The sequence below is a fragment of the Acuticoccus sp. MNP-M23 genome (assembly GCF_031195445.1).
Lineage (GTDB): Bacteria > Pseudomonadota > Alphaproteobacteria > Rhizobiales > Amorphaceae > Acuticoccus.
Genome location: NZ_CP133480.1, coordinates 723,423 through 744,154, shown reverse-complemented (window position 1 = coordinate 744,154; position 20,732 = coordinate 723,423). Strand labels below are relative to the sequence as shown.

Annotated in this window: 18 protein-coding genes and 2 pseudogenes; 11 read left to right on the top strand and 9 right to left on the bottom strand. The window is 64.3% G+C overall.

Translation table 11 applies throughout. From position 1 onward, the window contains the following. Window positions 1–99: 99 nt before the first annotated feature. The 3 genes from RDV64_RS03550 to RDV64_RS03540 all read right to left on the bottom strand — a co-directional run bounded on the left by RDV64_RS03550 (window position 100) and on the right by RDV64_RS03540 (window position 1,873). Window positions 100–1,098 carry a CopD family protein gene (locus RDV64_RS03550; protein ID WP_309197904.1) on the bottom strand — a complete coding sequence of 333 codons (999 nt, stop codon included), beginning with the start codon at window positions 1,096–1,098 and terminating at the stop codon, window positions 100–102. Continuing rightward, window positions 1,095–1,445 (bottom strand): copper resistance protein CopC, encoded by a 351-nt coding sequence (locus tag RDV64_RS03545; protein WP_309197903.1) that lies wholly within the window; start codon window positions 1,443–1,445, stop codon window positions 1,095–1,097. Before RDV64_RS03545 ends, RDV64_RS03550 begins: the two co-directional genes overlap by 4 nt. A 152-nt stretch (window positions 1,446–1,597) precedes the next feature. Further along, window positions 1,598–1,873 carry a metal-sensitive transcriptional regulator gene (locus tag RDV64_RS03540; protein ID WP_309197902.1) on the bottom strand — a complete coding sequence of 92 codons (276 nt, stop codon included), beginning with the start codon at window positions 1,871–1,873 and terminating at the stop codon, window positions 1,598–1,600. A gap of 329 nt (window positions 1,874–2,202) precedes the next feature. Between RDV64_RS03540 and RDV64_RS03535 the strand changes: the two genes are divergently transcribed. From RDV64_RS03535 to RDV64_RS03520, 4 genes are all read left to right on the top strand, one after another. Then, window positions 2,203–2,937: a glutaredoxin gene (locus tag RDV64_RS03535; RefSeq protein WP_309199424.1), complete on the top strand. Its 735-nt coding sequence runs from the start codon at window positions 2,203–2,205 to the stop codon at window positions 2,935–2,937. 89 nt (window positions 2,938–3,026) lie between these two features. Beyond that, window positions 3,027–3,497: a DUF411 domain-containing protein gene (locus RDV64_RS03530; RefSeq protein ID WP_309197901.1), complete on the top strand. Its 471-nt coding sequence runs from the start codon at window positions 3,027–3,029 to the stop codon at window positions 3,495–3,497. A gap of 13 nt (window positions 3,498–3,510) precedes the next feature. Then, window positions 3,511–3,987, top strand: a complete 477-nt coding sequence (locus RDV64_RS03525) for a cytochrome c (protein WP_309197900.1) — start codon at window positions 3,511–3,513, stop codon at window positions 3,985–3,987. A 112-nt stretch (window positions 3,988–4,099) separates the two neighbouring features. Next, complete coding sequence (locus RDV64_RS03520; RefSeq protein WP_309197899.1) at window positions 4,100–4,501, top strand: tyrosine-type recombinase/integrase; 402 nt, start codon at window positions 4,100–4,102, stop codon at window positions 4,499–4,501. Window positions 4,502–4,559: 58 nt separating this feature from the next. On the opposite strand, the gene RDV64_RS03515 is transcribed toward RDV64_RS03520, so the two are convergent. After that, window positions 4,560–5,341, bottom strand: a protein-coding gene (locus tag RDV64_RS03515; RefSeq protein WP_309197898.1) for an IS5 family transposase whose coding sequence is annotated in 2 segments (ribosomal slippage) — window positions 4,560–4,988 and window positions 4,991–5,341 — 780 coding nt in all. Because the reading frame shifts where the segments join, the coding sequence is not laid out codon by codon here. A 308-nt stretch (window positions 5,342–5,649) separates the two neighbouring features. Between RDV64_RS03515 and RDV64_RS03510 the strand changes: the two genes are divergently transcribed. Genes RDV64_RS03510 through RDV64_RS03485 form a run of 6 tightly spaced genes read left to right on the top strand, consistent with a single transcriptional unit; the run spans window position 5,650 to window position 14,005 of the window. Then, window positions 5,650–6,888 carry a hypothetical protein gene (locus RDV64_RS03510; RefSeq protein ID WP_309197897.1) on the top strand — a complete coding sequence of 413 codons (1,239 nt, stop codon included), beginning with the start codon at window positions 5,650–5,652 and terminating at the stop codon, window positions 6,886–6,888. Between the two features lie 14 nt (window positions 6,889–6,902). After that, the gene (locus RDV64_RS03505) at window positions 6,903–8,786 is read left to right on the top strand and encodes a VWA domain-containing protein (RefSeq protein ID WP_309197896.1); all 1,884 of its coding nucleotides are present in this window, start codon (window positions 6,903–6,905) and stop codon (window positions 8,784–8,786) included. Then, a complete protein-coding gene (locus tag RDV64_RS03500) occupies window positions 8,786–9,118 on the top strand; it encodes a LemA family protein (RefSeq protein ID WP_309197895.1) in 333 nt (110 codons plus the stop codon). The genes RDV64_RS03505 and RDV64_RS03500 overlap by 1 nt, the downstream gene beginning before the upstream one ends. Beyond that, window positions 9,118–10,140: a hypothetical protein gene (locus RDV64_RS03495; protein ID WP_309197894.1), complete on the top strand. Its 1,023-nt coding sequence runs from the start codon at window positions 9,118–9,120 to the stop codon at window positions 10,138–10,140. Before RDV64_RS03500 ends, RDV64_RS03495 begins: the two co-directional genes overlap by 1 nt. Then, window positions 10,137–11,366, top strand: a complete 1,230-nt coding sequence (locus RDV64_RS03490; protein WP_309197893.1) for a hypothetical protein — start codon at window positions 10,137–10,139, stop codon at window positions 11,364–11,366. Before RDV64_RS03495 ends, RDV64_RS03490 begins: the two co-directional genes overlap by 4 nt. Then, a complete protein-coding gene (locus tag RDV64_RS03485) occupies window positions 11,333–14,005 on the top strand; it encodes a hypothetical protein (protein ID WP_309197892.1) in 2,673 nt (890 codons plus the stop codon). The genes RDV64_RS03490 and RDV64_RS03485 overlap by 34 nt, the downstream gene beginning before the upstream one ends. A gap of 235 nt (window positions 14,006–14,240) precedes the next feature. On the opposite strand, the pseudogene istB reads toward RDV64_RS03485, so the two are convergent. The 5 genes and pseudogenes from istB to RDV64_RS03460 all read right to left on the bottom strand — a co-directional run. Next, window positions 14,241–14,819, bottom strand: a pseudogene (gene istB, locus RDV64_RS03480) (IS21-like element helper ATPase IstB); the annotation flags it as partial. A gap of 20 nt (window positions 14,820–14,839) precedes the next feature. Further along, window positions 14,840–15,951 (bottom strand): IS3 family transposase gene (locus tag RDV64_RS03475; protein ID WP_309195819.1). Its coding sequence is split into 2 segments (ribosomal slippage): window positions 14,840–15,702 and window positions 15,702–15,951, totalling 1,113 coding nucleotides; the frame shifts between segments, so codons are not numbered across the junction. A 27-nt stretch (window positions 15,952–15,978) separates the two neighbouring features. After that, window positions 15,979–16,173, bottom strand: coding sequence for a hypothetical protein (locus RDV64_RS03470; protein ID WP_309199601.1), 195 nt, complete (start codon window positions 16,171–16,173; stop codon window positions 15,979–15,981). Beyond that, a pseudogene (gene istA, locus RDV64_RS03465) lies at window positions 16,173–17,462 on the bottom strand (IS21 family transposase). Before istA ends, RDV64_RS03470 begins: the two are co-directional and overlap by 1 nt. Window positions 17,463–17,830: 368 nt before the next feature. Next, on the bottom strand, window positions 17,831–18,160 hold the full coding sequence (locus RDV64_RS03460; RefSeq protein WP_309197891.1) for a hypothetical protein: 330 nt from the start codon (window positions 18,158–18,160) through the stop codon (window positions 17,831–17,833). A gap of 1,279 nt (window positions 18,161–19,439) precedes the next feature. On the opposite strand from RDV64_RS03460, the gene RDV64_RS03455 reads away from it, so the two are divergent. After that, a complete protein-coding gene (locus RDV64_RS03455; protein ID WP_309197890.1) occupies window positions 19,440–20,270 on the top strand; it encodes a LysR substrate-binding domain-containing protein in 831 nt (276 codons plus the stop codon). Window positions 20,271–20,732: the final 462 nt, after the last annotated feature.

Below are 20,732 nucleotides of genomic sequence, written 5' to 3'. Positions count from 1 at the left end.
GTCCCCCCAAACGCAAATCCTGCGCCAGATGTTTTTGCCGTAAGCGCGGACGGGTGCGGCGCGAGGAGTTGATGAACTGCCGGCCAGCCCCGAAGCGCTCTACCGGGAGCTGTCACGCCGCAGCAAGGCGCTTGAGCGCGCTGGTTCCTCGGGCGGTCGCGCCGTCTCCTGACTGCTGTCCGCAGCGTCCATTCGGACAGGCGGTGTTGCCACCGATGTCAGCGTTGCTGTGACGATAAGGATGATGGTGATGGCGGCCGCTTCCATGCGGACGGAGCGCACGATTTCGGTTCGCGCCCCTTCCCGGCCGGACGCCAGGGCGGGGACGAGGCGAAACTTGTTCAGCGCCGCAAGGCCGAGGAGCATTGCCACCACGCCAAGCTTGACGAGAATGATCTGGCCGTAAGCGCTCTGGAGAAGGCCCGCAGGGCTGCGGATCAGCGCTGCGGCAAAAATTCCACCGGCTCCGACCAGAACGGCAACGCCCCACACGGCGGAGCGGCCGAACGCTTCCAGCAACGCTGCGGCATCTGCGCGCGCGAAGTTGCGCGTTGCGCCAATCAGCGGCGCGAACGAGCCGAACCAGAGGCTCGCCATCAAAAGGTGCAGGGTGAGCACGAAGGCAAGGAGGAGCCGCGGCGCCTCGGTCGCATGGCCGACGAACGTGTAGGACACCGCGGTGGCGAGCGCGCCGATCCCGATCAACACTGCGCCAGGCCAGTGCCGGAACGCCGCAAGGCCGACCACAATTGCCGCAAGGCCCGCAATGCGTGACGCGACCGCCGTACCCACGGCGCCTTCCCAGACGATCTGGAGCATCACCCCATCGGTCATTCCCGAAAGGCCCATGCCGGACAGCCTTCCGGCCCGCATGCCGAGGCCCAGCAGGGTGGCGACAATGGTGGCAACGGCTGCAACGGCGCCGAGCAGGGCCGTTCGCCGCATGACGCGGTCAACGGCAGACGGTTCGGTGCCGTGGTAGGTGCGCGTGCCCCAGGCAAGCAGGAAAAGGCCGCTGCCGGCCGCCAGAAGGCTCCCCGCATACCCCAGCGCGCGCACCGCAATCGCGAGGATCGTGAAGGCGCCGATCTCGCTCACGGCTCGATCTGAAAGTCGACCGTGCCTTTCATGATGTGCCCGTCCGCGCTCATCCCCCGCCACTCGATCTCGTAGGCGCCGGCACCCATCTCGCCTTCGGGGCGCGCTTCGAGCGTCGTGACCGGCTGCATGCCGTCGGTGCGGGCCAGCTTCACCTCGCCGGCAGGGCCGACGAGCTTGAGCACGGTGATCCGCATCGGATCGCCGAAATTGAGGCGGACCAGCTCCGGCGGTGCGGACAATGTTTCACCATCCGCCGGTGCACCAGGCTTGGCGGCGGAATGCGCAAGCGCGAGGCCCGGCGCCATGACAATGGCGAAAACAAGGGCAAGCATATGATGTTTCATGGCGTTTCCTGAGTGTTGTGCAGAGGATCCGTCGGATCTCGATGATCATGGGCTTGTCCCCTGCATGGGCAACGGGCGCTGTGAGGGCGAGGACGCTGGTGTCGAGCATCGGCCATTGCCATCCTCCTCGTCACCGCAGGCGTCAGCTTTGGCTAGGCCTGCGCCTTTTGCAGCAGAGCGATCAGCTCGTTGAACTTGGTGCGCTGGTCCTCGGGGTCTCCGGCCGCGATGGCGTCCTCCACGCAGTGGTGCGCATGGTTTTCCAGTACCAGTCGCTCGACGCCCTTCAGCGCGGCACGGATTGCTGCGGTCTGCGTGAGGATGTCCACGCAATAGCGCTCCTCCTCCACCATGCGGGCGACCCCGCGCACCTGCCCCTCCAATCGGGAGAGGCGCTTCAGGAGCGCACCCTTGTCGCAATGTTTCATGCAGCCTCCAAACCCGCCTTGCAGAAGGAACCACGCTCGCTGGGCGCCGTTCGTCCCATACCCCGTAGGCCTATAGGTCAGAAGATGGACGCATGGGCGTCTCGCGACAACCGGGCTGAACCCGGGTTCAATGCCGGTTTCGCGTCAGCCCTTGCCTTTCTGTGGCCTCTATACCTATGTGGGGTATATTGAAGATCGAGGGCATCATGAGCACCGCTGAGAATCTCGAACGTGAGCACGCCGCGGACGGACCGTCCGGCGACACCCGCGCCGAAGAACGCGCGACCGAGCCGGGGCGCAGCGGCGAAAAGGTCGCCACGCTCTACCGGATGGCGACGCCGGAGCACCTTTGTCCGTTCGGCCTGAAGTCGAAATCGCTGCTGGAGTGGCGCGGCTATGAGGTTGACGATCACCTCCTGACGAGCCGCGCGGAGCAGGACGCCTTCAAGGCCGAGCACGATGTGAAGACAACGCCGCAGACCTTCATCGGCGGCGAACGCGTCGGCGGCTACGACGATCTGCAGCGCCACTTCGGCAAGCACGTGAAGAGCAAGGACGAAACGACGTACCGTCCCGTCATCGCGATCTTCGCGACCACGGCGCTGATGGCGCTGGCGCTCGTCTTCAACCTTTACGAAGGCTTTCCCATTGCGACGTGGGTGAAGTGGTTCTTCGCCTTCTCCATGGTCGCGCTCGCGCTGCAGAAGCTGCAGGACGTCGACGGCTTCGTGAACGGCTTTCTGGGCTACGACCTTCTCGCCCGCCGCAAGGTGACCTACGGCTATATCTATCCTTACGCGGAGGCCTTTGCGGGCCTCGGCATGATGGCGCTCATTTCCAACATGAACTGGGCGGTGTTGCCGGTCGCTTCGGTTTCGCTCTTCATCGGGACGATCGGCGCGGTGAGCGTCGTCAAGGCGGTCTACATCGACAAGCGCGAGCTGAAGTGCGCCTGCGTCGGCGGCGGCTCCAACGTACCGCTCGGGTTCATCAGCCTCACCGAGAACCTCGTGATGATGGTGATGGGCGCGTGGATGCTCGCCGAATGGTTCAGCCTCATCTGACGAGCGGCAATCGGGCGCGATGTGAAGGATAATTTGCCCGTGTGCCCCGACCTGCCGACATCCACCTCTCGCAACCCGGAGCCTGAAAGATGAAGATGTTTTACGCGGCAGCACTTGCCGCGACCCTCGCTATTGTCGCGATGCCTGGATTGCCGCGCACGGCGCACGCGGAGCCGCAGAACCACACGATGCACGTTTACAAGACGCCATGGTGCGGCTGCTGCACGAGCTGGGCCGACCACATGGATCGCATCGGCTACAAGGTTGAGATCACGGAGCTGGAGGACCTTGCTCCCGTGCGCCAGCAGGCCGGCGTGCCGGCTGGTTTCGAGGGGTGCCACACCGCCGCGGTGGAGGGCTATGTGATCGAGGGGCATGTCCCGCCCGAAGCGATCGCCAAGTTGCTGAAGGAGCGGCCGGCCATTCGCGGGATTGCGGTGCCCGGCATGCCGATGGGCTCGGTGGGCATGGGCAATGATCCGCGCGCCCGGTACGACGTGCTGGGCTTCGGCGGGGACGCCGCCGAGGGCGCGTCTGTCTATTACCAAGCGGGCCGCTGAGCGGATGCGCCTCATGCGGCCCTTACTTCTTGCAGGCGCTGGCGTTGCAATCGGCCTTGCGGCGGTTGCCGCATTCGGCCTCTGGCCGCCGAAAATCGACCCGCCCAAACGCCTCCTGCCCGGTGATGCGCAGGTCGTGGCACTCGGCCAAACCATTTACGAAACCCGGTGCGCCTCCTGCCACGGCCCGAACCTCGAGGGTCAGCCCAACTGGCGCGAGCAAGGGCCGGATGGCCGCCTGCCCGCCCCTCCCCACGACGAGACGGGGCACACCTGGCACCATCCCGATGCGCTCCTGTTCAAGCTGACCAAGTACGGTTTGCCAAAGGAGATGGGGAACGGTGAGCCATATTTTTCCAATATGCCGGCATACGAAGGCATGTTGACCGACGAAGATATCATCGCCGTCCTCTCCTACATCAAGAGCCGATGGCCTCAGGAAATTCGCCAGCGCCACGACACGCTGAACGCACAGATGGCGGCGCAATGACCGCGAAATCGAGCGTTCGTCGATAGACGTCGACGGGGGAGGGGGCAGCGCCAAATCGTGCGTCGGGATGGGATGCCGGTGCTCGACCGCCGAGGCATGGGAGCAGCTCTGGGTGCGTCTCCACGAAAAGCGTGGCAACCGTCACAAGGTGCCCCGCCACCACATCCTCGAAGGCTATCTGAACGATTATCTCGACAAATGCGGCCTGTGTGAGGACTGCACGGGCCATATGTTCTGCACCATTGACCGGGATACTAAAACGCTCTCAGAGCGCCGCCTTCCCCAGGCGAATGTCTGGCAGATGATCCGGCGACGGACGCGGCCGGCCGATATCGACACGCTGATCGGATGCCACACGTTCCGGGCGACAGGCATCACCGCCTACCTCAAGAACGACGGGACGCTCGAGAAGGCGGCTCAGATGGCGAACCACGCCTCAACGCGCACAACGCGTGGTTACGACTGGCGGGCAGACGAGATCAGCCTTGATGAGGTGGAGCGAGTATCGATCTGAAAGAGATTGGGTTGGTTGTGTTTCAAGCTTAGAGCGTGTTTGAGAAGGGGCACAACCATCACCTGACGAGTGTTGCGGCGGCAGCGATCACTATGAGGGCTTCGGCGACGATGGTGAGCTGCTCATAGTCTCGTGCGAGGCGTCTGGATTTCATGATCCACGCAAAGGTGCGCTCGACCACCCAGCGGCGGCCAATGACCACGAAGCCCTTCATCCAGGGCATGCGACGGACGATCTCAAGGGTGACGTTGGTCTTGTCCTTCGCCCAGTCAACGAGGCGTCCGGCATAGCCGCCGTCCGCGAAGACGGTCTCCACGAAGGGGAATGATCGCCGGGTGCGTTTCAGCACGCCCTTCGCGCCGCCGCGGTCCTGAACGTCGGCGGCGTAGACTTCGACCGCGAGCAGGCGACCGTCGGTGTCGGTCAGAATGTGGCGCTTTCGCCCGAAGATCTTCTTGCCGACGTCGTAGCCTTTGAAACCCCCTTTTGATCCGCCGCCCTGACGCTCTGGCTGTCGATGATGGCGGCGGAATGCGAGGCCTCGCGCCCCGTGCGCTCCCGGTCCGCCATGGCGAGGCTGTGGTGGACCCGCGCCCAGACCCCTTCGCCCTCCCAGCGCCGGAGAAAACAATACACCGTCTGCCATGGCGGGAAATCGTGCGGTAAAAGCCGCCAGGAGCAACCGGCGCGCAGCAGATAAAGGATCGCCTCGACGATCTTGCGCTTGGGCGAGCGGCGCGGGCGACCGCCCGGCGCGGCGTCGGGGATCATCGGCTCGATCACGGCCCACTGGCTGTTCGTCAGGTCGCTCGGATAGGCGCGGCGCTTGCGTCGGGGCATCGGCGTTCGTCTCGCATCAGGGACTCCGACACACCATGAATCACGACGCAATCGCCGTCGGAAACCACCCTCTCAAACACGCTCTGAGCGTCTACGCATGACTTCCATATCGGGCGAGTTAGTTGGAATGTACTCTGTTTATTTATGGAGGTAGGATTATAGTCTAGCCGCATTGATGTCGAGAAACGTACATATCTACGGGGCGCTTAATGAGCAGAAACAACCGAGAATTTCGCGCTTTGATGCTTGTCACATTGCTAGTCGCCGGATCGCCCGCGTGGGCCCAGTCCGCAAATGATGCTGCACTCTTGCAGCTGACGCGTTCGTTCTATGACGTTGTTATCGGCGTTCGCGCGAGCGGTGCGCGGATTACCGAGACACCCGGGCTGACAGAGGCGTTCGTCTCGCCACAAGTTGCCGAAGCGCTGGCGAAGACCGGCACCGGTTTTGATCCCCTGTCAGGCGGTCACCAGCGCGTAATTGAACGCTATGAATTGCGCAGCGTTGAAAGTGGCCGCGTGGATGCAGCTGTTCTGGCGGGCGGCGAAGCCAAAATTGTAAACTTCAGGCTGGAGGACGGGTCTGATGGCCTGCGTATCGTCGACATCTTCGGCGATGGTTGGACCCTGGCGAACGTTGCCGCAATGTCGGACAGTGCCAGCGGATCCGGCGGGAGCCTGTTTGACCAACTGGCGGCTCCCGCCACAGAGGCCGCACGGTCCGGCAACACGCCTGGCGAAACGGCCACGCTCGACATAGAGGCGCTGATCGCCGCAGACGGAGACGAGCCAGTAACCGCCGGGGGGGCCGCTCAAACGGCGAGCTTGTCACTCCCTTTTATTGACGACTTCGATGGCCGGGACCTTGGCCCGGCGTGGCAGGTCCAGAATCCCGACACTGGCGCATACATCGTCGAAGGCAGCGCGTTGACGGTGATCTCTTCGGGCGGAAACGACACTCTGACCAAGGCCGACGCCGACAACGTCTTCATTCTGGAGGGGACACCGGCAGGCGACTTCGACATCTCACTCACAGCCAAGCTGGAGCCGAAGACCGGGTCCGACGCAGTCGAGCTTGCCCTCTTCGGCGGGCCGGAAAACGTGATCCGGCTGAGCGCGTACATCTACACGAGCGGCTGCGGGGCGCAGCTTTATGTGGGGATCTACAACACGCGCGCCGTCGGCGCCGCGAACAAGTCGGTGACGACGAGCTTCTCCCGATCGATGTTCAATGGCCCGTTCGTCAAGTCCGTGTGCAGCGGTAACCCAGGCGGCCGTGCCTACGGCGATGCCATCCTCACCGCGCTTGAGAACGACGGGTTTCGCCTCATTCTCTCCAGGCGCGGCCCGCGCTATTCCGGCCGCCTTGAGATGACACTGCCGGCGAACGGTGACCAGCCCGGCGGTCCTGCGCAGTACAACACCCAAGCCGTGGCGGCATTCAAGGTGCCCGGCCCCGTCGCACTCCTGGTCGGTCAGGGAAAGTCGCGCGGGGAAACCGTGGGGCGGCTGGAGCGCCTCGAAATCACAGCAGCAACCGCGAACTGAGTCTGGAGCCCATCGTGAAGCTTTTTGCCGCTTTCCTCGGAGCGTTCGCGTTCTCCGTTCTTTCCGCTCTTCCTGTCCGCGCGCAGGACGATGTCGGCGCGGCGGTCGCCCTTGTCGAGGCGTTTGTCAACGAACACCTTGCGCGCCTGGAGCAGGGGCGCGGATCGCTCTTGAACGATGGCCCTGCGCTGAGGCGCTATCTGGTCGACCCGCTGGCGGATGCTGTGGTGCGCACAAACTTGGAGTTCGACCCGGTGTTCGATGCGCAGGACTTCGACATCACCGGCCTTTCGGTCTACGCTGACGACGATGTGCCGATCCTTCAGGGCGCGGCGCAGGTGTGGACCGAGTTCGACAATTTCGGCGCGCCGCAGCGCATCGCCTATACCCTCGTCAAGCGCTCGCCCGGTGAGCCCTGGCAGATCTCACTGATCTCATCCTCGGCAAACAACTGGAACCTCGCCCAGATGGTCGACGCAGGCCGAGGTGACCCGAACCAGCCTGAGATCGCGCTCGGCGCCGAGCCGGCAGCCGACGAACCCATCGAGGGGGATATGCCAGGCTTCAGGCCGGACCCGTCGCGCGGCGACATGCTGTTCATCCTGGACGGGTCGGGTTCGATGTGGGGGCAGATCGACGGTGTTGCGAAAATCACGACGGCCAAGGACGCGCTTCGCGGCCTTGCGGCGGACCTGTCGGGGACGCTCAACCTCGGTTTGATGGCGTATGGCCACAACCGCGAGGCCGATTGCAGCGATATCGAGGTTTTGCTCGCCACCGGCGCGCACGACAGCCGCGTGATCGGTGATTTTGCCGAGCTTGTGACTCCGCGTGGAAAGACGCCGATCGCGGGCGCGCTGTCGCGGGCCACCGACGCCATCTCGCCGGGTGACCGGCAGGCCGATGTTCTCGTCATTTCCGATGGCCTCGAAACGTGCGGCGGCGATCCCTGCGCGGCGGCGGCCTCCCTGGCCGCCCGCGGGGTAAGAACCCGCGTCCACGTCGTCGGCTTCGGGCTGACCGAGGAACAGAACGCTGCGCTTTCGTGCATCGCAGAGGAAGGCAACGGGCTTCAACTTGCGGCCAGCAACGCCGCAGAGCTGACGGATGCGCTGGTCGAAGTCGCTGAAGCTGCCAGCGCCGACGTCCCGGTTCCGGCACCTGAACCTGAGGTGCCGCCGGTTCCTGCAGCTATGCCGTCCGAAGTGCGTTTCGAGGAAACCTTTGACGGGCCCCTCGACCCGGCGTGGCAGGTCGAGCAGCCCGCACCAGAGCTCGCCTCGTTGGACGGGAAGGGCGCGCTGTTTGCCGCCGTCGCTGGCACGACAGTCTACTCCGACGAAGAGCCTTTCAACCGCTACGTTCTCGATGAACCGCTGCCAGATGGCGATTTCGACCTCGTCGCGGACGCCCGCATGTCGCCGCAAACCGGGGCCGCGGGTCTGTTTCTTTCGCTCTTTGACGATGCGCAGAATCAGTACACGGCCGTGCTCTACCAGGATACAAAGGGCTGCGGCACGCGCCTGATTCTCGCCGCTGTCAGGCTCTCCGACGGCCAGATGACAGTGGTCGACAAGGATCTCTTCGCCGGTCCCTTTGCCAGAGATATCTGCAGGCTGGGCAGTGCATACGCCGAAAAGGTCCTGCAGTCGCTGGAAGTTGACGGCGCACGGCTCACTTTGAAACGCCGCGGCCGCGAACTGACTGCAGCCGTCACGATGACGCTGCCGGCGAACGACGAGCGCGCTGCCGAGGAGATGACCGTCACGACCGAAACGCTCACCGCGCTTCGCGTGTCGGGACGGGCGGCGTTTCTGCCCGGCCAGTATTCCGATGCCAGGAAAGGCGAAAGCCATATCTGGGTCGACCGGTTCGCCATCGAGGTCCCGGCGCCCTGATGGCGGTCTCGATTATCGGGGAGGCCGGTCCCTCGGCCTCCCTGCAGGCCCTTCTGGTCTCCGCTTTGTCCAACCCGGCGCGCACCGCGGGCGAGAACGTGGCCATCCTCCAGCGGCAGCTTGAGGAAACCGAGGGCCAGATCGCGGCGGCGCGGCGGTTCTGCAACGGCAGCGCTCGGGACTACATCACACTGATCCAGTCGACCCCTGCGAACTTCAACGCAGTGCGCAGAAGTTTCCGGCCGGCCAGCGACGTCGAGCTTGGCGCGGAAAACCGGGCGACCGTCACGGTGCCGCCCCGCGTCGGCATCGGACCGGAGGCAAGCGACTGATGGCAGGCGATCTGGCAACCCTCGTCAAGCGTGCCGAGGAGGCCGAGGAGGGCCGCGACGGCACCGTCGTGCGTGAGCACTGGGACCCGTTCGCAGGCGGGATATCGGTGGCGACACCGGACCCGTCATCCATCCGCAAGGGCTTTGCCGTCCCGCGCGCCGTCACCTCTTTCGCACTTTACGCGGTGCTTGCCTCGGTCGTCTGGGTTGGCTGGGATCTTGTCGCCGGGCGTGATCCATGGGGCGGGATCGCACTCTTCACCGCTGGGATGGCGGTCGTCTTCGGCGCCGACAAGCTGGCCAACGCCAAGGGTCGCCGCACCGTTCGGCGCATCGCGCTCGCCAACGAACTCGGCTGGTCCTACACCGGCAAGCTGGTGCGGGACGTCGGCGGGGGCGACACCCGGCGCCGATCGCCGCGCATGACGCTCATTGCCAACGAACAGCCGGGCCTCGTCACGCAGTTGCGCCCGATCGACGGCGAATTCTGGGGCACAAGCGACATTGATGGCGCGCCTTTCTGGCTCGGCATCGGCACGCTCGACCATGATGCAACTCTCGGTGCTGCTGCGTTGCGCAAGGACGCGCGCGGCGGCAAGGGGCGGCTCGGCGTTATGCTCACGCTCACCGGCGCTTACAGGCTCGGCCGCGCCACCGGCGTGCGCGCCGTTATCGCGCCCGACGCGTTTTTCGCCGGCCGCGGCAACGGCCCGGACCTCGACACGCTCTCCACCGAGTTCAGCGGGAAATACCACGCATCCGTGGAGCCCGGTCCGGACGGGGCGACGAACGAACTCGCGCTTCACCGGATCCTCACACCCGCGACGCAGACGACGCTGCTCGACCTTGCCGAACACTACGCCCGCGTCGGTTTCATCATCGACAACGATGTGCTGTTCTTCACCGCCACCGAACTTCTGATGGGCAAGAACGCCAGCCAGGCCGGGCTCGACGAGAATGTCCCCGCGGTGCTGAAGGATTTCGAACGCGCTAAGGTCGCGATCAAGGATTACGTGGAATGATGGCCGGGCGCATTGCGGCCATCGTGCTTTTCAGCGCCGCCGTCAGCACCGGCGCCACAGCGCAGAGCCTGTTCGAACAGGCGCAGCGCGACAACGCCCGATGCGCCGACGACCTGTTCGCGCTCGCCGAAGGGCGCTGCGATGAACCGGCTTCGCCCGCAGCCGCTGACCCCGCGGAGGGGACAGAACCGGACGCGCCCGAAGTTCTGCCGCCGACTCCAGCCCATGCGCCCATCTTGATGACCTCGAACGATTGGCACCAGCGGCTTCGTCTCCGGCGGCGCGGGAAGGAACGCGGCGGTGTGCGCCCGGTCGCGCAACATCGTTTTCCGGACTCCGTGCGAAGGGTCTTTCGCGCACCGGCCGAACCCGGCGACTACGAGATCGTCGACATCACCAAGGGTCGCGAGTTGGTGGCGAGGGTGAAAGTGACGCCGTCAGACGCAAAGATCGCCGCCCCTGCGGTCATAGAGCCTTGCGCGCCGACGTTTCCGGTGCGCATTCGCGGCCCGCGCTGGCATGGGGACGGGATCGACGTGAGCACGCAGGATGGCGACGTCTTTGCAAGCTTCACCTTCCTTGATGATGGCGGCAGCAACACCTTGCATCTTCCCGTGCCCGAAGCGGCCGGGGCCTATCGGGTAAGCTACAAAAGCGGTGGGCACAGTCTCGCCGCAACCACGTTCACGCGGCCGGCTTGCACGGTTCCAGCAGCGCCCGCGGAGCCGCCACTGCCGGACTTCGAGGCATTGAAGTCGGGCGGACCGGCCGCACCGCCGGAGGGACTGACGTTCGATCCTGCGAACGGAGAAACGCCTCGGCTCGAAGTCGCTGACCGCACCGTGCCGATCTGCGGCCCCATCGAGATCACCTGGCACGGGCCGGCGACACCCCGGACGCCGACGCGTTCTCTCGGATGGCCCGAGACGGTGCGGCGTGTCACGCTCGCGCTCCCCTGGCGCGAAACGCCCGACATGCTCGACTGGCAGGAACTCTACAGCGGGTTCCACACCGTGACGCTGTTTGCCCCGGCTCGGCCCGGCCCGGTGGAAATCCGCTACATCGCAATCGACAAGCGCGGCGCAGAAGCGAGCATCCTGGTGGCTGTTCCCATCACGGTCACGCCTGGCGATCCTGCGGCTTGCGCAGCGGTTGCCGGCGCCAAGCGCGCCCGTGCTGCCGGAACGACACAATGGATCACGGAAAACGGCGGGAGACCCCAATGACGGCACGTTGGATCGTGGCAGCCTTGTGGACTGCTCTCGCGCTGACGAGCGCAACGGCGCAGATCGAAACAGGCGCCTTCTCGCTCCCGTCACCCGAGCCGGTCGAACACCGCCACATCCGTGGGCCGGGCGTGCCGCCCATCAACCTGTTTCCCGACTCGCCGGAGTGGGCCGGCGCCGCCGCATCGCGGATCGGTCTGCCACCGCGAAGCCAATGGAACAACATTGCGGATTGGCAGCCGACCAATGTGGTCACTGACTGCGGGCTGGTTAGCCGGCGCGGCCATGATGCCTGCGCGCAACTGCTTCTCACCAGCGCGCTTCGCCTGGAGGCGGAACTGTCCGCGGCAATGGGCTACCTTTCCAAGCGCATCGATGTCAGCCCCGATATTCTGGGGCCAGTCGTCGACGGACCGGGCGAGGCCTCTTCGCTGGTTGTGTTCGTCGACAACAACATGAAGCCAGACGTCGTCGCTCATTTTGCGTTCTGCGACTGGACGGCCGATGCGGGGCAATCCGGTTTCATCGCCTTCAACGGCCTGCACCTCGCGGTCGACCCCGCCTACGATGTGGGCGCGACCGCCATGCACGAACTTGTGCACGCTGTGCAGGCCACAACGATCCGCAGTTCGATGAACGCCCGGCGGCCATGTTTCGACAACATCCTCACCGAAGACGACAAGTGGCTATACGAAGGCAGCGCACAGTTCGCTGCTGCTCGCTTCATCGCGGCACGGGGCACTGCACCGGAGACGATCGAACCCGGCGACCGCAAGCAGGTCTTCGGCGCAGCGAACTACGCAATCGGTCTCTTCCACCCGTCCAACGCCTACAAGGGTGGCAGCTTCTTCGCGCATCTGGCCGAGCGGTATGGCAATGGCAGCGTCAGCCTGCTCGACACGATTTTTCCGTCCGATCCGTTCCGGCCCGTGGCGCGCGAGGCCGACGCGGTGCGCTGGTTCGATAGTCTGATGCGGCAACGGTTGAACACGGCTCCCTTCGGTCCGGCGCTGACCCTCGCGATGGCCGATATCGCCAGCTACCCCGGAACCTCGTTCGAAGGGTTTCCGCGCACCCCGCCAGACATCACGCGCAGTGAATGGCTGGGCACCATGTTCAATTGCAAGGGTGTCGAGCTTTCCAAGAACAACCTGCGCTACGATAGGCCCGCCGCGCCATTCATGAACTACGCGGGACAATGCCATCAGATCGCTATCCCTACCGGCTCCGGCAAGGCGGAAATCATGATCCGGCTGGTTGCGGACGATCTCGCCACGGCGGACGGGTTTCACCTCGGCCTTGCCGCGATAACCGCCGGCGAAGATGCCTATCAGGTGCCGGTGTTCTCCTGCGCCGACGCGCTCGACGCGTCGTTGGAGGAAGGGCGCCGGGCGTGCCTGCCGATCCGCGAGGGACCGACCCGCGATGGTGCAACCCACGCCGTGCGCTGGGTTATCCCGGTGCCGCTGCTGGATCGGCCGCAGCAAATCCAGGTTGTCTACAATCAGTCCCCCATGCGCCGGTTTGGCGAGGGGGACCGGGCGACCCGGCGGTTTGTGACGGAGAAGACGCCGTGGCGTGAAGCCGACCTCGCCATCGCGCTGAAGCTGACTGATACGGCGGGGGCCACCGGCCCGGCGCCTTCGGGCAGCGGCGTCCACAGCGCCGTCGTGATCGAACCGACAACCCGCGCCTTCGGACCCAACGACTTCAACCCCTTCGATTTCGGGGACGATGAGCGCTCGGACCTTGTCGGTCCCGAAAATCGCCCGATCCTCAACGATATGTCGCGAGTGGCCGTAAGTGCGATCCAGATGCTCTTGATGACAGCTGCGGACCCCGTCACCATGGCGAAGCTGCCGCGGCTTGCGTCGAGACGCGTCGACTGGGGGGGCGCGCGCCGCGAGGTGCGCGAGGGCCTCGCAGGCGACGACACCGTCTCCGGCTTCGACCTTGCCTTCATGCGCTACACGATCCGCGACGGGCAACTCAGCGTGCCGATGACGCAGACCCAACGCGTCAGACTCGCCCTCACGGTCCCGCGCGACGACGGCCTTTTTCACGCGCGCCTCGCGCGATGGCCTGAAATGACAAAGGGCACGTCCTACGAACTGGCGCGGACTGACATGGTGGGGGGCCTTGGCAACCAGGTCGAGCCCGAAGTCTACGCTACCGTGCAGGTGACGGCGCGGGCGGAAAACTCGGTCACGCTGCGCTTTGCGTTCGCGCTGGGACCCCTTGCCGGAAGCAGCGTCACGCAGACTTTTCCGTTTCTGGAGCACAGGGTGCGCCGACCTGACCGGGACCTGGTGGGAACCGCGCTCGGCGATTTCTATCTCGCGCGATGGCGCAAAGAAGTCCGCCAGATCATGCGCGGTGTTGATTCAGCCGAACCCGAGCCGGAAGGGAAGGGCGCAACCCCGGCGCCATCACCGCAACAGCCGAGTGAAAGTGCAGCGGCATCACCCGTGTGCCCATGCACCTGCGCGGCTTTTGGGCGCCACGTCGCCGCTTCCACACCCAAGCATCCGGCGCAGAGTTTTCTGGCATGCGCGGATGCATGCTGTAGCATCTACATGATGTGCCAGACGCCAGATGAACCTGTTGCCCAAACGCTTCAGGACATGTGTCGCTGGTAAACTCGGAGCGTATCCATTTTGAACCGCACCCGCTTTCCCAGAGACCTCCTTTTCTGAGAGAATGGGGTCATCATGACGAAATCGACATCGAAGAGTGTCAAACGGCGTTGAATCGGGCCCCCCTATCGGCGGGCAAAAGGGAGCCCGCTTGTAGCAGTGGCGAGAGACGGGCCTGACACGGCGTAGCTCTCCCATGGCGAAGGCGGGTCAGGCCTGTCGAGGCACGGCGGAGGCATCAGGCGCGGTTTTTGAACCACCAGCTTTCATTGCCGGTCTCGACGATGTCGCAGTGATGGGTCAGGCGGTCGAGGAGTGCGGTGGTCATCTTGGCGTCGCCGAAGACGCTGGGCCATTCGCCGAAGGCAAGGTTCGTGGTGACGATCACCGAGGTCTGCTCGTAGAGCTCGGCGACGAGGTGGAAGAGCAGCTGGCCACCGGCCTCTCGCGAAGGGCAGGTAGCCCAGCTCGTCGAAGACGACGAAGCCCTGCCGGGACAGATGATCGGCGATACGGCCCTGACGACCAGCCCGCATCTCCGCCTCGAGCTTGTTCACGAGATCGACGACGTTGAAGAAGCGACCTCGCGAGCCGCGGCGGATGCAGGCGCGGGCGACAAGCGATCGCGGTGTGGGTCTTGCCGGTGCCGGTTCCGCCGATGAGCACCACGCCCGCGCTGCTGCTCGATGAAGCCGCCGGCGGCGAGGTCGCGCACCAGCGTCTCATTGATGTCGGCGGTGTCGAAGTCAAAGTCCTCAATGTCCTTGGCGAGCGGGAGTTTGGCAACGGTGAGCTGGTACTTGATGGAGCGTGACGTTGCCCCAGAAGTGTCCCCGCTCATAGCTGGACTCTGTTCGTGTTGTGGTCCCATCGGGACCGGGTTGCAAACTCGTTCGGGGTGAGGCCGCCCAGGCTGGTGTGCGGCCTGTCGTGGTTGTAGTCGGTGCGCCATTCCTCAATGATGCGGCGAGCGCCCGGAAGGCTGCGGAAGAGATGCTCGTTGAGGCACTCATCGCGGAAGCGACCGTTCAGGCTCTCTACGAAGCCGTTCTGCATCGGCTTGCCGGGCGCGATGTAGTGCCAATTGACGCGGCGGTCCTCCTGCCATTCGAGGATGGCATGGGAGGTCAGCTCGGTGCCGTTGTCGCTGACGATCGTGAGCGGCTTGCCGCGACTGACGATCAGGCGGTCGAGTTCCCGTGCCACGCGAGCCCCCGACAGTGATGTGTCGACAACGAGCGTCAGGCACTGGCGGGTGAAGTCGTCGAGCACCACCAGCACACGGAAGCGGCGCCCGTCGCTGAGCTGGTCGGAGACAAAGTCGAGGCTCCAGCGCTGGTTTGGTCCTCGCGGCAAGGTCATTGGCGCCCGCGTTCCGATGGCACGTTTTCGGCCGCCGCGCCGTCGTACACTCAGCCTCTCCTCGCGGTATAGGCGGAACAGCTTCTTGTGGTTCACCTCGATACCCTCGCGCCGCAAAAGGATATGCAGCCGCCGATAGCCGAACCGGCGCCGTTCGTTCGCCAGCGTTTTCAGGCGTTGGCGCACCGTCGCATCGTCCGGCCGCTGCGACCGGTAGCGGTAAGTCCTTGGATGCATCCCGATCAGGGCACAGGCGCGCCGCTGGGAATACCCCTTCTTTTCAATCGCCCAACTCACGAAGCCTCTCCGTGCGCTGGGCGTCAGAAGTTTTTTCCCAGAGCGTCCCGCAGCGTCGCCACATCGAGCATCTGTTCGGCGAGAAGCTTCTTCAGGCGGCCGTTCTCATCTTCCAGCGCCTTCAGCCGCCTGGCTTCAGACACTTCCATTCCGCCGTAGCGCTTGCGCCACGTGTAGAACGTCGCGTCGCTGATCCCGTGCTTGCGGCACAGCTCCGACACACCGATCCCCGCGGCATGCTCCTTCAGGACCGCGATGATCTGCTCTTCGCTGAAGCGGCTCTTCTTCATCTCCGTCTCCTTCTGACGGAGTCCAGTTCAGACCGAGGACATTCCAAGGGGCAACGTCAAGCGGGCTCGGCTCTCGTTGATCTCCGCCTTGAGGAGATCGCCGACGACCTGGTGAGGTTCATGCTGGCGCTTCACCGCAGTGGCGATGATGCTGCCCTCGGCACCGCGCATGCCGTAGAGCTTGAGACCGCCCATGGCGGCAAGGATGTAGGACCGTTCCATCACGGAGTTCTCCTGAGGCTGTCGTGAGCCGGGCCCAGTCAGCCGTCGGCGGGCAAGAGAGCCGCAGCGCCTCGGGCGTCATGATCGTGACCGACACACCGGGGTCGCGCCGACGTGCGAGGATGTTGATGACTTGCGTCCGCTGAATGGACGCCCTCGTTCAGCGCCTCTCGCGCACGCCGCTTCCACCGCCGGGAGCCCGTCGGTCAGCGCCGTACTGAGGATCTCCACCGGCCGGCGGGCCGCACTCGCCTCGACCGGCGACCTTGTTGTTGTCGAAGCGAACCAGGCAGGTCTTCGAGACCGATGCGGGGATCGCGTGGAAGCCGCCCTGCGGGCCGCGATACGGGACGAGACTGGCGCGCCCTTCTTCAAAGACCTGCCAGATGGACTTGCCCTGGATCTCCGGATGCGGTTGCGTCCTGGCTCAGGCAACGCATCGGTCCACCAGCCAGTCGTTCAGCTCTTCCAGGCTCTTCACACGGAGCCGCGGCGCGAAGAAGTTCTGACGCACGGTGCCGACCTGGGTATCTCGACCTGGCCCTTCTCCCAGCCCGAGGCCGGCGTGCAAGCCACGGGCTCCACCAGATCGTGGCCGCACATCTGCGCAAAGCGGCGGTTGCAGGCGCGCTCCTTGCCACCGCCGCAAAGTTGCGGCCTTGCCGACGAAGATCGCGTCCACCGCGGTCTTCATGTTGTCGTAGATGCCTCTCGTGCAGGCGCCCTTTGAAGAACGCGAACCCCTTGTCGTGGGCGCCCTACACCATCTCCTGCGTCTCGCGCGGACAGGCCCGAACGAACGGCATGCGGCTATGGCACAACCGCATGTGCGCTCGCCTGATGGTGACGGTCGTTCCGCCGATCAGCACTTGTCCGTGGCTCCAGTCGAACTGGTACGCCTCGCCGGGGTCGAAGCTCAGCGGGACGAATGCCGCCGCTGTTCCGGTGCCCTCGCGCCGTCGCCAAGACGACGCATAGCGCCGGACCGCATCGTAACCACCCTCGTAGCCGAGCCCGCGCAGCTCCTCGAAGATCCGCATCAGCGTCACACGCTTGGCGCTGCTGCGTGCCGCATTGGCACCGAGCAGCCGATCGAGCTCATCGGTAAACGGGCCAAGCCTGGGTTGCGGCTGGACGCTCGGTTCGTACGTGAACGCCGTCTCCTCAGACCGAAGGATTTTGCGCACCGTCTTTCGTGACAGGCGAAGCTCGCGGCAGATCTCCTTGATCGCCTTGCCCTCTACGAAATACGCGCTCCGGATCTTCGCAACCGTCTCCACCACCAGCATCCCAGTCCGGCTCCCGGATTATCCCTGGAAGCACCGTGACCCCTCGTCTCAGTGGGGTCCCGTTTGGACGCCGATCACCCCCGAAGCGGGGTCCTTATTCCACGCTGTTCCACACCAGAGGCAGTTCGAAGGGAGCCCGTGATCGGCGGTGAACAATCCGACCGCGATATGGTCTAACTCCATAGGCAAAGCCCCGTCGAACCGTCGTGCCGAGGCTTCTGGCTGAGCGCCTGATTTCTTTGCCGATGACGGCTTCGTCGTCACCATCAGCGACCCGTGGCTGTGCAACTCCGCCAGCGACTTCAGGAATGCGAGCGCGTCATTCTCGGCCTTGCCATTGAGCCCACTGGGGAGGAAGCGTGCTCGGCTCATTGGGCGCCCCCGCCGTTTCGGCCTTCTTGCGCCGTGACTTCCACGACGCCCTCGCCAATTGCACTGGCCCAAGCGTTAAATGCCTTGCGATCGATCCGGGTCTGCATCGACATCACGCAGCCCCCGCGCTTGCGATCGGCATCTACTCTTCGGACGGCTCGGGGCAGCGCATCGAGATAGGCTTTCAGGTCATCCGCCAAGACGACTGTTCGAGATCCGAACTTCTTGGCTGGCAGGCGTCCGGTCGTGATCTCCGTGAACAGCTTGGTTCGACCGAGACCAGACATCCAGACAGTGTCTGCGATGGAGTATGCGAGTGGTGACATGCGAATCTCCGCGTTCGGGTTTGAACGCGTTTTTCCCACACGGCTAGAGACCGGCTCTGCGGTACGGTCCAAAATCAAACGGGCCAGAATTTCAGCCGGCTCTTGAACGCTGCCTGGATCTGGAGATCCGGCATTCCGACAGCATCTCCCGTCCTCTGCACGGATTCGTGAGGACGGAAAATGAGAAATTGGTCTGTGTCGCGGGAAAGATGCACGTCAGTGGGACCCACAATGGGACCGTGAGTGACGTGATGGCGAGTTCAGCCTTAAAATCAATGATTTAGGCAGGGTCAGTGGCGGTGCTGTCAGACGAAGCGAACAAGTCTCCATCACGTAGGATCGCTCAAAGAGCGTCGATTCCGCGGATGACAGAAACACCATGAGAAAACACCATTCGCGTTCGTTAAATGGCCCGTAAACGAAGGTTTTTTGCCCATCGGTTTCGGGTCTATGGCAACTGACTGTGGGGGACTGTGTGCTTCTGCACCCATTCCGGTCGTTCAGCGCGACGTCAAGCGAGTTCCGAAGCGGACGTCCGTAGAGCGCCCGACGAATGCGGAGCTGCTGACCATCCTGCATTCCTGTCGTCCGGGCTCGGGTTAAGGAAGTTCAAAGCCGATCCAGGGCTATCGGAATCTGTCGGTCCTGACGTGGGCCGGGGCACCTGGCTGATCCTATCCCTGGAGCGCATCGCCGGCGCCTGGCCCGACGTCAGCTCGACGACCTCATGCCCTGGCGCCCGCTCCCTTCCTGCACGGCCTCTGGTGAGCGCCTACGTCCCGGGAGGGTCGCCCTCCGGAAGGACCGCCTTCTGGAGGGCGACCAGCGCACTGTTAAACTGCCCACACCTAGTGGTAGCGCTTTGCAGTTTCCCATTGCCACTAATGGCTCTCCGTAGAAAAACCGAGGATGGGATTGCTGGCAGCGTGAACCTACTTAAGGGCCTACCGCAACGGGCTGCCAACACTCGGGCCCCTGAGGCCCGGCGCTGGCAGACGGAACCGCGGATAGCCATCCGACCGACGGTGTGTTTCAACGGCCTCGGTCCCACTTGCGAGCCACGAGCGTCCGCTTCTGAGGAGTGTTCCCCATCGTCGCTACGACCGGAATTGGCACACTCCCGACGGCTTGCAGGCCGTCATTCGGGTTTCGACGACGGGGCCACAAACGGTCGTTTCTGTCCCAATCCGACACTTGGCGGCGTCGCTGGCGTATTTGCGCCCCAAAACCCCGTCCCAAAACCTTTGCGGTTTTTGGGGCGTTTTTCTCATCATGCTGCATGATTCTCGGATACGCGCGCGTCTCGACGGACGAACAGAACCTCGATGCTCAGACCGACGCCCTCACGGCGGCCGGGGCCGGACGCATCTTCGCCGACAAGATCAGCGGCACGACCCGATCACGACCGAACCTGGCTGCCATCATCGACCACGCACGCGAGGGCGACGTGATCGTGGTCACCAAGTACGACCGCCTGGCGCGCTCGCTCCATGACCTTCTCGAGATCGTGGAAGCCATCAAGGTCATCCCCGCGCTTCCCGCCTTCCTGGAGCGCCATCCGCGGATCGACGTGGCGTTCGGCCAGAGCGAGCGCATCGTCGATCTGGTGCGTGAAGGGGTGGACTGCGCCATCCGCGTCGGCGACCCGGTCGACGACAGTCTGATGATGCGCCGCCTCGGCGCCTTGCAGGAGGTAACGGTGGCAAGCCCTGACTACCTGCGTCGCCACGGCACGCCCCAGACGGTGGACGACCTCGGCGGTCACGCGATGATCGGCTTCATCTCGTCGCGAACGGGGGACGTGATGCCGCTGGAGTTCACTGTCGGTGAGGACGTGCACCAGCAGCGCCTGCCGTACCGGGTGAGCGCCAATGACGCCGAAACGGCGGCCGATCTCGTCACCCTCGGCTACGGGCTGTACCAGGCGCCCTTTTATCGCTTCGCCGAGGCGCTGCGGGCCGGCACGCTCGTGGAGATGATGGGCTCATACGCGCCGCCTCCCACATCAGTCTCGGCGCTGTACGCCCGCACGCGCCAGCCGACCCCGCGCCTGCGCGCCTTCCTGGACTGGGCGAGCGCCATCTTCGCAGAAGAGCTACCACGGCTGTGAAGCCGCCCGGCTGGGCCGTTTGTCCCCGAGTGCGACTGCGATGCGACACGCACCTCGCAGGCTCTCGGATCCAGCGAGGCTGGAACGGGACATTACTAAATGGCCGTTACACGCGCCCGACGCGTAACGGGCGGTTATGGAACCCGAAGGGGCTTACTCAAGGTCTGGCGAGCTTCGTCGCCAGCATCGTTGCGTCAGTGGACGCGCGATGCACTTTAGACGATTCGTTGGTGATTCACGAAATTTCTGGCAAAGTAGCGGGGCCTCAAGTGAGGAACCAAGATCCAGCGCTACGGACTTCCTCTATACATCGCTTGATCGGCTGTTTTTAGCATTGCACCGGCATGGGAAAAACGATTTGCATCGGTGATCGGCAATAACGCCCACGATGATGCGGAAGCGATTTACATTTCTCGGAATAAATAGAATTCATCAGTCTGATGTGCACCCCATAAATCGAAA

What these genes read in the sequence shown, in the direction of transcription:
- RDV64_RS03455 (WP_309197890.1), top strand. Translation starts at nt 19,440, where the DNA reads ATGATTCTCGGATACGCGCGCGTCTCGACGGACGAACAGAACCTCGAT.
- RDV64_RS03470 (WP_309199601.1), bottom strand. Translation starts at nt 16,173, where the DNA reads ATGGAACGGTCCTACATCCTTGCCGCCATGGGCGGTCTCAAGCTCTAC.
- RDV64_RS03495 (WP_309197894.1), top strand. Translation starts at nt 9,118, where the DNA reads ATGGCAGGCGATCTGGCAACCCTCGTCAAGCGTGCCGAGGAGGCCGAG.
- RDV64_RS03485 (WP_309197892.1), top strand. Translation starts at nt 11,333, where the DNA reads ATGGATCACGGAAAACGGCGGGAGACCCCAATGACGGCACGTTGGATC.
- RDV64_RS03545 (WP_309197903.1), bottom strand. Translation starts at nt 1,445, where the DNA reads ATGAAACATCATATGCTTGCCCTTGTTTTCGCCATTGTCATGGCGCCG.
- RDV64_RS03530 (WP_309197901.1), top strand. Translation starts at nt 3,027, where the DNA reads ATGAAGATGTTTTACGCGGCAGCACTTGCCGCGACCCTCGCTATTGTC.
- RDV64_RS03540 (WP_309197902.1), bottom strand. Translation starts at nt 1,873, where the DNA reads ATGAAACATTGCGACAAGGGTGCGCTCCTGAAGCGCCTCTCCCGATTG.
- RDV64_RS03535 (WP_309199424.1), top strand. Translation starts at nt 2,203, where the DNA reads ATGGCGACGCCGGAGCACCTTTGTCCGTTCGGCCTGAAGTCGAAATCG.
- RDV64_RS03460 (WP_309197891.1), bottom strand. Translation starts at nt 18,160, where the DNA reads ATGTCACCACTCGCATACTCCATCGCAGACACTGTCTGGATGTCTGGT.
- RDV64_RS03525 (WP_309197900.1), top strand. Translation starts at nt 3,511, where the DNA reads ATGCGGCCCTTACTTCTTGCAGGCGCTGGCGTTGCAATCGGCCTTGCG.
- RDV64_RS03490 (WP_309197893.1), top strand. Translation starts at nt 10,137, where the DNA reads ATGATGGCCGGGCGCATTGCGGCCATCGTGCTTTTCAGCGCCGCCGTC.
- RDV64_RS03500 (WP_309197895.1), top strand. Translation starts at nt 8,786, where the DNA reads ATGGCGGTCTCGATTATCGGGGAGGCCGGTCCCTCGGCCTCCCTGCAG.